This is a genomic window from Fibrobacter sp. UWT3, from assembly GCF_900230125.1.
GTDB lineage: Bacteria > Fibrobacterota > Fibrobacteria > Fibrobacterales > Fibrobacteraceae > Fibrobacter.
Genome location: NZ_OCSS01000001.1, coordinates 1,133,278 through 1,146,884 on the forward strand (window position 1 = coordinate 1,133,278; position 13,607 = coordinate 1,146,884).

At 55.3% G+C, this 13,607-nt stretch carries 9 protein-coding genes; 6 read left to right on the top strand and 3 right to left on the bottom strand.

Features of this window, described 5'->3' with window-relative positions:
* Positions 1-9: 9 nt before the first annotated feature.
* Entirely contained in the window at positions 10-1,728 is a 1,719-nt protein-coding gene (gene ilvB / locus CRO08_RS04880) for a biosynthetic-type acetolactate synthase large subunit (protein WP_097035281.1), read from the bottom strand.
* A 449-nt stretch (positions 1,729-2,177) separates the two neighbouring features.
* Between ilvB and radC the strand changes: the two genes are divergently transcribed.
* The 6 genes from radC to CRO08_RS04910 all read left to right on the top strand — a co-directional run bounded on the left by radC (position 2,178) and on the right by CRO08_RS04910 (position 9,603).
* On the top strand, positions 2,178-2,885 hold the full coding sequence (gene radC, locus CRO08_RS04885; protein ID WP_097035282.1) for a DNA repair protein RadC: 708 nt from the start codon (positions 2,178-2,180) through the stop codon (positions 2,883-2,885).
* A gap of 182 nt (positions 2,886-3,067) precedes the next feature.
* A complete protein-coding gene (locus CRO08_RS04890; protein ID WP_141398239.1) occupies positions 3,068-5,992 on the top strand; it encodes an OmpA family protein in 2,925 nt (974 codons plus the stop codon).
* Positions 5,993-6,369: 377 nt separating this feature from the next.
* On the top strand, positions 6,370-6,603 hold the full coding sequence (locus tag CRO08_RS04895) for a hypothetical protein (RefSeq protein WP_097035284.1): 234 nt from the start codon (positions 6,370-6,372) through the stop codon (positions 6,601-6,603).
* A 143-nt stretch (positions 6,604-6,746) separates the two neighbouring features.
* Complete coding sequence (locus CRO08_RS04900) at positions 6,747-7,559, top strand: thymidylate synthase (RefSeq protein WP_097035285.1); 813 nt, start codon at positions 6,747-6,749, stop codon at positions 7,557-7,559.
* Between the two features lie 140 nt (positions 7,560-7,699).
* Positions 7,700-8,188, top strand: a complete 489-nt coding sequence (locus CRO08_RS04905) for a dihydrofolate reductase (RefSeq protein ID WP_097035286.1) — start codon at positions 7,700-7,702, stop codon at positions 8,186-8,188.
* Positions 8,189-8,307: 119 nt separating this feature from the next.
* A complete protein-coding gene (locus CRO08_RS04910; protein WP_097035287.1) occupies positions 8,308-9,603 on the top strand; it encodes an MgtC/SapB family protein in 1,296 nt (431 codons plus the stop codon).
* A gap of 139 nt (positions 9,604-9,742) precedes the next feature.
* On the opposite strand, the gene CRO08_RS04915 is transcribed toward CRO08_RS04910, so the two are convergent.
* Together CRO08_RS04915 and CRO08_RS04920 are read right to left on the bottom strand one after the other, a co-directional pair.
* Positions 9,743-11,407, bottom strand: coding sequence for a diphosphate--fructose-6-phosphate 1-phosphotransferase (locus CRO08_RS04915; RefSeq protein WP_097035288.1), 1,665 nt, complete (start codon positions 11,405-11,407; stop codon positions 9,743-9,745).
* Between the two features lie 170 nt (positions 11,408-11,577).
* Positions 11,578-13,572 (bottom strand): CotH kinase family protein, encoded by a 1,995-nt coding sequence (locus CRO08_RS04920; RefSeq protein ID WP_097035289.1) that lies wholly within the window; start codon positions 13,570-13,572, stop codon positions 11,578-11,580.
* Positions 13,573-13,607: the final 35 nt, after the last annotated feature.

Here is a 13,607-nt window from a genome sequence, read left to right on the forward strand (position 1 = left end):
AACCTCCTGTTACGTCGATCCCGTGGGCTTTTCGAGTTTTGCCTTGGGTGCTTCCGTAAGCATGGCGGTAAGCGGTGCGCCTGCCGGAATCATCGGGAACACGTTGTCTTCCTTTTCGCATTCGCAGTGAATGAGAATCGGGCCGTCGTTGTAGCTGAGCGCCTTCTGGATAACGCGTTCGGCATCGGCGGGGCGCTTGATGCGGAGCCCAGGAATGCCGTAGGCTTCGGCGAGCTTCACGAAGTCGGGGTTGCCCATCATGTCCACGCTGGAGTAGCGGTGGTCATAGAAGAGTTCCTGCCACTGGCGCACCATGCCCAGGTACTTGTTGTCCATCACGAAAATCTTGATGGGCAGCTTGTGGATGGCTGCAGTCGCGAGTTCCGCTTCCGTCATCTGGAAACCGCCGTCGCCGCTGAAGCTGAGCACCGGCCAGCCGGTCTCGTTACCGAATGCGGCACCGATAGCGGCGGGGAAGCCGAAGCCCATCGTGCCTGCGCCACCGCTGGAGTGCAACTGGCGCGGATAGTTTATATGGAAGAACTGTGCAACCCACATCTGGTGCTGGCCCACGTCGGTCGTGACGATGGCCTTGCCGCCGGTGAGTTCGCTTGCAGTCGCAATCACGTGCTGCATGCGGAGGCCGCCCTGCTTCGCGTAGGTGAGCGGGAAGCGCTTCTTCCAGGTTTGGCAGGTCTTGATCCATTCGGCAGTATCGAGCTTGTTCACCATCGGGAGCAACTGCTCGAGCACGAGCTTCGCGTCACCGCACATGAACACATCGGGCTGCAGAACCTTGCCTTCTTCGGCAGGGTCGATATCGATATGCATCTTCACCGCGTTCTTGCAGAATTCATCGAGCTTGCCGGTAATGCGGTCATCCCAGCGGCTACCGATGGAGAGAATCAGGTCGCAGTCGAGCACGGCCTTGTTCGCGTACACGGTGCCGTGCATGCCGAGCATGCCGAGCGAAAGCTCGTGATCAACGGGGAACACGCCGAGACCGAGCATGGTGCAGCACACCGGAGCGCCAATCTTTTCGGCGAGTTCGCGCACCTGGCGGCTGGCCCCGCTGATCATGGCGCCGTGGCCCACGAGAAGCAACGGCTTCTTGGACTTGCGGAGGAATTCCGCCGCCTTCTCGACGCTTTCTGCGGAGGCGTAGGTCGGAATCTTGTAACCCGGAAGGTCCATCTGGTCGGTGAACGGGGCGGTGCATGCTCCTGCGGTCACGTCCTTCGGGAGGTCGATGAGCACCGGGCCCGGACGGCCGCTACGTGCGATGTGGAAAGCTTCCTTCATCACGCGCGGGAGGTCGTTGGAATTCTTCACCAGGTAGGAATGCTTGACGGCCGCGAACGTCATGCCGCTCGTATCGCATTCCTGGAAGGCGTCCTTGCCGAGGTTCGGGGTCGTCGTCTGTGCGGCGAGCACCACGATGGGGCTCGAATCCATGAGTGCCGTGTAGATGCCGGTGAACGTGTTTGTTGCACCCGGGCCGCTCGTGACGAGGGCGACGCCGACCTTGCCGGTCTGGCGTGCGTAGCCGTCGGCCATGTGGGTTGCACCCTGCTCGTGGCGGGAAAGCACTACTTTAATATTGGAATCAAGGATCGCGTCGAACATCGGGATGGCGGATCCACCGGGGTAGCCGAAAATCGTGTCGATGCCTTCGCGTTTGAGGCATTCGATAATCACTTCGGCACCATTCAAGACCTTGTTTGCCATAGATTTTCCTGGTTGAATTTGAAAGTCTGTTAAAAAGATTGCGGAAAATATAGGTGTTTTTGCTTTTTGTGGCAAGATGAATTTGCTAAAAATCTTAAAAAGCTTTAAAAATTTCTGAAAACTTTTGACTTTTGTTTAGGCGTGTTTTGAAAAATGTTGAAAAATTTGCGTAACTTTTGCTTTGTTTTGAAAAAATATGTCTAAAAATTGGCGATTTTTCTAATAAAATTGTATAAATGGGGGCGAAGATGTTTTGAAAACTTAAATGTTTGCCCTGAATTGATGCCCGTGTCCCTCAAAATACGTCCCTTTCCCTCAATTTTACGCCATCTTTATAAAAAATATGCCCTTTTGGCCGATTTTCCGGTTTTCGGCGTTTATAGAAGTAGAGACTTCAACATAGACTTTCAAAATGGGGACTCTAGATAGACTACCTCAAAGGACTTCTCATGGAAAACGGACTAATCGAAACAGAAATTCTCCCGCGCGAAAAGCTCCAGCAATGCGGGGCGACGGCACTCTCGAACGAGGAACTCATCGCGCTCATTCTCGGCAGCGGCACGCGCGAAAGTAGCGTGTTCGAACTTTCGCGGCACGTTTCGGACTACCTTTCTTCGGCGACCTCTATCCCGACGGTCGAGAACCTGCGCCATATCCGCGGGCTCGGTACAGTAAAGGCGACTCAGATTCTTGCGTGTCTCGAGCTTTCGAGCCGGTATATCCTCACGTCGCGTGCGGTTTCTGTCATTGCGCCCGAAGACCTGCTCTCGCGCCTTGCGGGTCTCAAGTTCGAGCAGCAGGAGCATTTCGTGGTGGTGACGCTCAATTCGGCGAATTACGTGATAAACGTGCACGATGTCACCTCGGGGCTTGTTAACCAGGCCCCCATTGCCCCGCGGGAGGCTTTCGCGAAGGCCATCGAGGACCGCGCCGTATCGGTCGTGCTTGCTCACAACCATCCCTCGGGTTCCACCGAACCTTCCGAACAGGACTTCGCGATAACCCGCTTGCTGTGTGCGGCGGGGAAGGTGCTCCAGATTCCCGTAATCGACCACATTATCGTGGGCAGGGGCGGCTACACCAGCATGTGCAGGCTCGATCCGGATATGTTCGAGAAGGGCATCCGGCACGCAAATATCGATTCTTTGGCGGTCTAGAAGGGCTTTTTCGCAAAAAAAAAGCGGAAAATTGCTGTAAAAATTGCGAAACAAATGCCGAAAAGTGCGAAATTCTGTGTTTTTTGTCGCTTTTTGGGAGGGCGTTCAATATAACGTTTGTTAAAAAAATTATATTAGTGGTAGTTTAGTTTAGGGATCACCCTGTTTTTTAAGGAGACTCTATGAAGAGAGTAGTAGCAGGATTGGCGCTCGCAATGGCCGTGCAGGCTTTTGCAGACCATCCGCAGACAATCAACAAGACAGGTTTTGTTGGTGTCAACAAGACTCAGTCCGCCCAGTCGCTCGGGCATTCCAAGTTGTCGTTCTACGGCTTGGTGGATGCCACGACTGATGTGCAAAATATAGCCCCAGAAGGCGTTCGTGAACTCTATTTTGGGGCTGCCGGTGTCCTTCCTATGGGTTCTCCCATGCGTCGGGGCATGGTTGAAGACTACATCGCCATGGGCGCGCAGGTCGGTTTCGGTATCGGTATATGGCATTACTTTGACTTGGGTGTCGGCATCCCGATCTACTACGACAAGTTTACCGTGAACAATACCGGGTATCCTCCTCAATTTGATGACCGAGGCAATTACATTGGCGGCGGTCAGCAGGGCCAGATGTCTGGTACCAATATCGGGTACATCGGTAACCTCAAGGCCGACTTGAAGATTAGGCTTCCGCTCCCCGAAGACCAGCCGGTCGACATCGCGTTCTTCGGCGAAGGCAACTTTGGTACGTCTAACCCTGAAAAGGACGGTCTCTGGATTCGCGAGGCCGAATTCATCAACAAGGGTGAACCGACTGATGGTGGCGGAACCGCCCAGGCTTACGGCGTGCGCTCTACCATCGCGAAGGGCGGCGTGGCCTTGACCCTCGACTTCGACAAGATTGACGCGGTCCCGTTCCTCATCCACGTGAACGGCGGTTACGTCTACTCGACGAACTCGAACTACCTCTCGTACCCGTACATGACTGCGGCTGCTGAAATCTACTTCATGGATTTCCTCTCGCTCTTTGCGGAATACTACATGATGTTCCAGCTGGATGAATACCGCGATGCCGTGAAGCTCGACGTGAAGGACCTTACTGGCGCAATCGTGTTCCACCTCCCGATAGGTCTTGATTTTCACCTGGGTGGTTCCTATTCCCTGGGTAGCACCGACATCGAAAAGTACACGACTGTCCATGCCATGGAGAACGACACACGTGTTCTCGAGTACAAGACAACTGTCAATCCGAAGTACAAGGTCTACGGCGGTATCACGTGGAGCGGATTCCTGCTCCCGCAGGATCGCGACGGCGATGGCGTGACGGATGATGAAGATAACTGCCCCGACGACTTTGGTCATCGCCTCAACAAGGGCTGCCCGCTCGGCAATCCTGACGTTGACGAAGATGGCGTTTGCGATGCTTGGGTCTCCGAGAAGGGCTTCGGATCTGAATTCCAGGATGTGTGCGAAGGCATCGACGCTTGCCCGAACGAACAGGGCGAAGGCGAAGATGGCTGCCCGCTCGACGAACCGGACCCGGATGGCGACCATGTGTGCGACGCCTGGGTGTCTAAGAAGAAACTCCAGAAGAAGTTCAAGGACGTTTGCGAAGGCATCGATAGCTGCCCGACTGAAAAGGGTACTGTTGCCAACAAGGGCTGCCCCGAAGACAATCCGGACCCGGATTCTGACGGTATGTGCTCTCCGTGGGTGACCGACAAGAATAAGCTCGGTGACTACGCCAACGTCTGTAAGGGTTACGATATGTGTCCGGGCGAAGCCGGTCCTAAGGCCAATAAGGGTTGTCCGTGGGATGATCCGGATAGCGACGGCGACGGCCTCTGTGACGAATGGGTGACCCAGAAGAAGATGGGCTTCTATTTCGAGAAGGCTGCCGAAGACGACAAGATTAAGAACGAATGGTTCATCGAGAAGACCTGTAAGGGTATCGACAAGTGCCCGACCGAATTCGGCCCGGCCACCAACGAAGGTTGCCCGCTTGGCGACCCCGATACCGACAAGGACGGCATCTGTGATGAATGGGTGACGCAGAAGAACATGCTCGACCAGTACGACGGCATCTGCACTGGCATTGACAAGTGCCCGACCGAACCTGGTGAAGCATGGGCCAACGGCTGCCCGATGGACAACCCGGATATTGACGGTGACAGCCTCTGTGCCGACTGGGTTGCCGAGAAGAACATGCAGGAACAGTTCAAGGATATCTGCCACGGCATCGACAAGTGCCCGACCGAAAATGGCCCGGCCTGGAACAAGGGTTGCCCGGCCGAAGATCCGGATAGCGATAAGGACAGCGTCTGTGATGCCTGGGTCTCCAAGCAGAAGATGACTGAACAGTTCAAGGATGTTTGTACCGGCATCGACCGTTGCCCGGATGAAAGCGGCCCGGCCTGGAACAAGGGCTGCCCGGCTGAAAATCCGGACTCCGACGGCGACAGCCTGTGCGACGCCTGGGTTGGCAAGCAGAAGATGTTCGACCAGTTCAAGGATGTCTGCCACGGTACTGACCGTTGCCCGGACGAAGCCGGTCCTGAATGGAACAAGGGCTGCCCGATGGACGACGATCCGGATGCCGATAAGGATGGCGTCTGCTCTGAATGGGTGTCCACCAAGAAGCTCCTCAAGCAGTTCGAAGGCGTCTGCACTGGCCTCGACCGTTGCCCGGATGTTGCGGGTGATGACGGCCACGGCTGCCCGAAGAAGGCTGTCGAGAAACTCACCGGCGTGACCTTCAAGCCGGGTAAGGCAACGCTCGAATCCAACGCCAAGAGCATCCTCAAGGCTGTTGCGAAGAAGCTGAACGAAGATGATAGCTACAAGGAACTGAAGATTGTTATCCAGGGCCACACCGACAACAAGGGTAAGGACAAGACCAACCAGAAGCTCTCTGAAAAGCGTGCTCAGGAAGTCATGAAGACCCTCATCAAGTACGGCGTGAAGAAGAACCGCATCAAGGCCGTGGGTCTCGGTGCAAGCTGCCCGATTGAGGACAACAGCACCGAAGACGGTCGCGAAATGAACCGCCGTATCGAAATGCACTTCGCTACGCCGGAGAACGACGGTACCAAGTGTGAGTCCGAGTTCCAGCAATAGAGTCTGATCAACAACTAAACTAAAATCCCTGGCCGAAAGGCTGGGGATTTTTTATTGTTGGTCATCCCCGCCTCGGTGGGGATCTCTCATGTAGAGACTGAATTTGTAAAAATAGCAGACTAAATGCCTGGTTGGCTGTCTTTTGGTCTGTATAAAATTAGTTTGTCTGTAATAAATATGGGCTGTTTGAGGCGTTTCTGCGCAGACTCCGCGTTAAATGTGCTTGTGATGGCCTTGTTTTTCTAAAAAAGTTGGCAAATGCGGTTACTTTATCTGCAAACTAGCAGACCAACTGATCGCTTTTAATTGATTTAGTCTGCTAAAATGCCCAAATGAAGGTATTACGCACACATTTTTCTTTTTTTATATTTACCCGCATGACAAAACTTGACGAAATTTTGCAGGCGCTTGGCGCATCGAACCACGACCTGGTGGAAAAACTCCCCACGAACTTGAACCACAAGATGGTGCAGAAGGCGCGCCTCGGCAAGAAGCCCGTGCCCAAGCACACGCAAGACTTGATTTTGCAGGCGGTGAACATGCTCATGCGCGAGAAGGCGGTTGCCGAGGACAAGGCGGTAAAGCAGTACAAGCGGGCGGAACTATTTTAGACGAAAGAACGCCGCTTAGGTTGGTGAGTTCGCCGAACCACGCGGCTACAGACGAAAGACAAAAGAAGGTGCTACGCGCGTTATGAGCAAAAAATTCTATCGTCTATCGTCTATCGTCTTTCGTCTTTTATTAAATTACAGATATGCAGCAATACTTAGACTTACTCAGAGATATTCTTGAAAATGGCGTGGACCGTTCCGACCGTACGGGTACGGGCACGCGCTCCGTGTTTGGCCGCCAGTGCCGTTACGACCTTTCGCAGGGGTTCCCTTGCCTTACCACAAAGAAATTGCACCTTCGCTCGATTATTCATGAGCTGCTGTGGTTCTTGAAGGGCGACACGAACATCAAGTACCTGCACGACAACAAGGTGACCATCTGGGACGAGTGGGCCGACGAGAACGGTGACCTGGGCCCGGTTTACGGCCACCAGTGGCGCAGCTGGCCGACCCCCGATGGCGGGCACATCGACCAGATCCAGAACCTGATCAACAGCCTCAAGAACAATCCCGATTCGCGCCGCCACCTGGTGTGCGCATGGAATGTCTCTGAAGTCGACAAGATGGCCCTGCCGCCTTGCCATTGCCTGTTCCAGTTCTACGTGGGCGGGGTAGGCAAGTCCGGCAAGCGCAAACTCAGTTGCCAGCTTTACCAGCGCAGTGCCGACACGTTCCTCGGGGTGCCCTTCAATATCGCGTCGTACGCGCTTTTGACGCTTATGCTCGCGCAGGTATGCGACTACGAGCCGGGTGAATTTATCCATACTCTCGGCGATACGCACCTGTACTCCAACCACTTCGAGCAGGCCCGCGAGCAGCTGACCCGCACGCCGCGCAAGCTCCCGACCATGAAACTCAATCCCGAAATCAAGGACCTGTTCGAATTCAAGTTCGAGGACTTTGAACTCGTGGATTATGACCCGTGGCCGACGATTAAAGCCCCGATTGCAGTTTAAATTAGACGAAAGAACGCCGCTTAGGTTGGTGAGCTCGCCGAACCACGCGGCTATAGACGAAAGATGAATAATGGCATTTGCACGGAATGAACTAAACAATTTCTCGTCTAGCATCCACTAACCACTTCCAACTACCTATTATGCTTATATCCGCTATTGTCGCAATTTCAAGAAACAACGTCATCGGGCGCGACGGACACCTGCCGTGGCACCTGTCTGCCGACCTCAAGCGTTTCAAGGCCATCACGACGGGGCATTCCATTATCCTCGGGCGCAAGAACTACGACGATATCGGGAGGCCGCTCCCGAACCGCACGAACTATGTGCTCACGCGGAACACGGCGTTCGAGGCTCCGGGTTGTATCGTTTGCAGTAGCCTCGAACTGGCCTTGAACAAGGCTAGCGCCGCCGGCGAGAGTGAGTGCTTTATCATTGGCGGCGCCGCCGTGTACCGCGACGCGATGCCCCTCGTGAAAAAACTGTACGTGACCCGCGTGCTTGCCGATGTCGATGGCGACGTGTTCTTCCCGGAATGGGGCGAGGGCTGGCGCAAAGTGAGCGAAGAGCAGTTAGGCGCAGACGAGAAGAATGATTTCCCGACTGTGTTTGAAGTCTGGGAACGGGATTAATTGATGATGGATAATTGATGATTGAAGATTGATGTTTCTTGATACAACTTGGAATAATTTTTAAAGAATTTATTTTCCCGCATTTTGTCGGGGACTTTTTTTTAGTATAGATTAATGTTATGCTGGATTTTAACGTGTTTTACCGCTTGGCGGCTGCAATCGGTATCGGGCTGATTATCGGCCTGCAGCGCGAGCATACGTATTCGGACCAGTCGGATAGGCACCCGGCGGGTGTTCGCTCGTTTACGCTCGTGGGCCTTGCGGGGGCGATGACGGCGCTCCTTTCGGGAGAAATGGGCGGTGTGGCTCCGTTCGTGACCGGCTTTGTCATCATCGGGATGTTGCTTGTCGCGTCGCACATATCGTTTGCCATCGCGCACAAGCCGCAGGAGGGCCGCCCTGTGGTGGGGAGTGACGGTGTCACTACGAGTGTCGCTGTGCTGGTCGTGTACCTGCTGGGGGCGCTCTCGATGTACGGCAGGCTTCTTGAATCTTGCGTCGTTGTGGTTGTGATGCTCTGGGTGCTTTCGGCGAAGGAGCAGCTGCACGCATTCGCGCAGAAACTCTCGAAAGAAGATATCCTTGCGGCGGTGAAGTTTGCGGTAATATCGCTGTTGATTCTGCCGTTCTTGCCGAACCAGGCGTATGGCCCGCCGGGCCTCGAGGTGCTGAACCCGCACACGATATGGCTCTTTGTGGTGTTTATTTCGGGCATCGGCTTTGTGGGCTACGTGCTGATAAAGCTTGTGGGCCCGGGGAAGGGAATCTGGCTGACCGGCCTCCTGGGCGGGCTTGCTAGCAGTACCGCCCTCACGCTAAACCTGGCGGGCCGCAGTCGCGAAAACGAGGGCTATGCGCCCGATTTTACGCTCGGGATTGTGCTCAGCTGGGCGGTGATGTACGTGCGGCTCTACCTGATTTGCGTGTTCCTGAGTGCATCGCTTGCGCGACCGCTCGCGTTGCCGCTCCTGTTGCCCGCGGTCCCTGCGCTGGGGTACGCCGCGTACCTCAAGTTCAAGGCGTCGCGCGACCACAGGGAGAACGCCGCCGGATTTTCGAACCCGTTCAAGCTGTTGCCCGCAATCAAGTTCGGCGTGGTGTTTACCTGCGTGATGTTTGTCGCGAACGCCGCCCGCGTGTATCTGGGTGCGGGGGCGCTTTTGGCGTGCAGTTTCGTTGGTGGTGCCGCCGAGATGGATGCGGTTGCGTTTTCCGTGATAGACATGAACCTGAAGGCAGGACTCCCGGTGCGCGAGCTCGTGCTTGCGCTGATGCTTGCGAGTATCGCGAATACGCTGACCAAGGGCGGCCTGGTGTTTTTCCTCGGGGCGAAATCCATGCGCAGGCCTATCGCGCTTGCGGTCGCGCTCATTAGCGTGGTGACCCTCGGGCTTGTAGGATTTTACATTTGTTAATTTGCAAATGAATTGCAAATTTGTGTTTTGGGGTACCAAATGAAAGTTTTTAGCGTGTTTGGTACCCAATTTCGCCTCAAAAGCAAAAAAATCCCTCGCATTTTTGCGAGGGACTTAGATTCTAGACGAAGTTTATCGCTTACTTAACTTTCAGTGCACCACGTTCCAACTTAATCGTGAAGTTCGTGACGTCGCAGACTTCGCTCGGACCCCAGTACTGGATCGGACCCGGGTAGGTGTAGCTTTCAGTCTTGGCCCAGACTTCGCGGTTCTTGGCGAAGAACTTGAACGGAGCACCGTCGAGTTCCACGAGAGCCTTCTGGATCACCGGCTTGTCGGCACCGTGACGACGTTCGATGTTCATCATCATGGTGATAGGAATGCCGCCGGCAGTCCACTTTTCGATGCCCTTCGTGAGGTCACGCACGGAGCTCATGTAGCCGTTCATCTTGTTGAAGGCGAGCACGGAGGCGGTGAAACCGAGGCTGTAGCAGTAGTCGGCGTCGAAGTTCGACGGTGCGGCGCAGCGGCCTTCGTAACCGAAGAAGTGGTTGAGGGCGCTGAACTTGCCCTTGAAGTTCTTGCGGCTCTTGAGTTCCTTCTTCACCATTTCGATGATGAGCTTTTCGGTTTCGATGAGGGAAACCTGCACGTTTCCGTGGCTGTCGCGGTCGAGCATCAGCTGGCCCTGAGTGGTAGAGGGGAGGCTCTTGAGGACTTCGGCAGAAGCCTTGGAAATCCACTTGCAGAGCAGTTCCACCTTGGCGGCGGTGTCGAGGCCTTCGACTTCCTTTTCGTGGTGGGCGAGGGCTTCAGAGAGTTCGGAAATGAGCACGCCCACATCCGGGATGAATTCGAGGAGGCCTTCCGGAATCAGGCAGACGCCGAAGTTCTTGCCGTCAGCGGCACGGGCAGCGACGATGTCGGCCACGTACTTGATGACCTGCTTGAGCTTCATCTTCTTGGCCTTGACTTCTTCAGAAATCAGGCAGATGTTCGGGTGGGTCTGGAGAGCGGCTTCGAGAGCAATGTGAGAAGCGCTGCGGCCCATGAGCTTGATGAAGTGCCAGTACTTCTGGGCGGAGTTGGCATCGCGCATGATGTTGCCGATGAGTTCGGAGTAGGTCTTGACGGCAGTGTCGAAACCGAAGGAGGTTTCGATGTATTCATTCTTGAGGTCGCCGTCGATGGTCTTCGGGCAGCCGCAAACCACGCAGCTTGCGCCGTTGGCCTGGAAGTATTCACCGAGAACAGCAGCGTTCGTGTTGGAGTCGTCACCACCGATGATCACGATAGCGTCGAGCTTCTGAGCCTTGGCAACGGCCATGCACTTCTTGAACTGTTCTTCAGTTTCGAGCTTGGTACGGCCGGACTGGATGATGTCGAATCCGCCAGTGTTGCGGTAGGCGTCCATGATCTTTTCGTTGATCACGATGAACTTGCCGTTCTCGAGGCCGGAGGGGCCGCCGAGGAAGCCGAGGAGCTTGGAATTCTTGCTGATGCTCTTGATACCGTCGAAGATACCCGCGATCACGTTGTGTCCACCAGGAGCCTGGCCACCGGAGAGCACCACGCCCACGTTGAGAGCCTTACCGGCAGCGGCCTTGGTAGCCTTCTTCATGCCGATGTACGGAGCGCCGTAGGTGTTCGGGAACAGGGCCTTGATCTTGGCCTGGTCGCGGACGGACTGGGTGGGCTTGCCCTTCACGAGAGCAACTTTGAGAGCGCCGTCGCGGAGAGCGGCGGGGAGTTTCGGCTGGTAGGCCTTGCGGGCCTTGCCGAGGACGGACAGATTGTCAGCCATTGTTGTTTCCTTTTGAGTTTGCGACGGCTTGCGGAAAGGCGAAGCGTCGGCTTTGGGTTAAAAAATTACGGGAGTAAATATAGAAAAATTTTTTGTGACAACGCCGCGTTAAAAAAGATCCCCGGTCAAGCCGGGGATGACAAGAAGGAGGCTCAGGATGACACTGCGTGTCACTTAAACTGCGCGGTGATGTTTGCGGAGCCGCCGTTCAGCTGGAACTTGCGCGGGTTTTCTGTCGAACCGTCGCTCCAGCCGGTAAACACGGAGCCGTTGCTCGGCACTGCCTGCAACAACAGGTCGTTACCCGCGTAGAACTTGCCCTGGTAATTGCTCTTCGGGAGTTTCATGCCGTCAACCGTCACGCTGCCGCTCCCGCTCACGTTGATGCTCACGTTCACTGCATTCTGCAGGCCAAAGTACTGCTCCATTTCCTGGCGTACGGTCTGGGTGCGGTTCTGGGCATACTGAATAAGGTCGCTACCGTCGGGAGCCCAGTGGAAGCTGCCCTGGTTGCGTGGCCATCTCTGCTGGTCACGCTGCTGCTCGCTTGCGGGAATTGCAGCCATCATCTCTTGCACCTTCTTCTGCACATTTTCGTAGGTCAGGTAGTTGTCGAGCAAGATGCATGCGTTGTTGATGAAGAGGCGCTTGAAATCGTTGTTGTCGAGAAGTTTGTTGAGCATCTGTGCGGGGCCCTGCTTTGCGCCGCCGAAGCCCCATCCGCCGCCGATATCCCAGCCACCCATGCCGGGGAACTGGCCCTGACCGGGCTGTTGCTGGCCGGGGTTCTGCTGGCCGTCCTGCTGGCTATTGTCCCTCGTGGCAGAGCCCAGCGCCCACTGGAACATGTTCTGGCTTTGCACGTCAAACCCGCTGATACCCGGCGAGAAACCGAATCCGTGGTCGGTATCGAACGCGACGAACTTGAACGGATTGCCGTTGCCGCCCCAGGCGCGGATGTTGTTTTCGGGCCAGTCGCCGTTGTGGAAGTAGAATTCGGCGAGCATGTACTGCGCGAAGCTGTTCATGTTGAACTTCTGCTTCATTTGTTCATAACTCTGGTTGTTGTCGCCCGCAAAGTTGCCGCTGGTAATCTGGTTCGCGACCTGCTGGTACTCGGTGGCCGATGCCCCGTTCGTACCGCTCGCCTCGGCGCTGTTGCCCTTGATGTTAATCATGTTGATGGACTTGCTGTCGATACCGTAGTTCGTCTCGACAAAGCTCCTGTTCAGGCGCTCGCGCAAATCGTGAATGCCGAAGTATTCACCGTTGTAGAACACCACCACCTGCAGGCTGCGCTGGTAATCCACGTCAGTGCCTTCCATGAGGCTCGTCATCATGGCATCGCCGATGTAATCCGTCCAGAAGCGGTTGCCGTTGTTGCGCAGGTTGAAGCTCTTCATCTTCTTCGCTTCGGGGCGTGTCTTGAAGAAGGAGTACTTGAGCACCTTGTCTCCGTAGTCGTCGTTATCCATCTTGATGGCGACGCTCTTCTTGGGCTTGTAGCGGCTCCAGTTACCGATAAGCGAAATGCCCGCGTCGATTTCCCACGTCTTTTCGGTGGTGGAACTGCCCTTCTCGAAGTATTCCACGTGTACGGGGAGTTCGTCTTCGCACCAGAAGTTCGCCTTGTAGCACGGTTCGGCACACTTGGAATTGTTGTTGTCGGTCTGGTTGCCGCCCATGCTCATCTGGTTGAAGTTCGGGTTGTTGCAACGGAGCTGGTTCATGGGACCGGTCGCGTAAAGGCCGTCGGTCGAGTCGAACATGTCGTGGTGATTCACGGTGAGTGCTACCACCGGCATCGAGACGTTTTCGCCGATAAAGTAGGTCTGCGTCGTGGTATCGGCGGGCTGGCCGTTCACGAATTCGCTACAGCGCACCACGGTGCTCTTGGTAATCTGCATTGCCGAGGTAATCTGCTGGGAACCCTGCGTGGGGAACGATCCGTCGAACGTGCAGTAGATTTGCCCGCCCTTCGTGGGGGTCGGCGGTTCAATGGTCAGGTTAGAGTAGAAGCCCGCCTTGGGGAGGAACGTCGCTTTTGCCTTGTGGTTGTCATCGTATTCCTTGAGCCCGGCGCTGGAAGAATTCGCGTTAACCGCCGAAGAAGTGGGCTGGATATTGCCCGAACTGTACGGCAGAATCATACCGCTGGAGCTCATAATCGGGTTCGTTTGCCCCGCGAACGAGGAGGAAC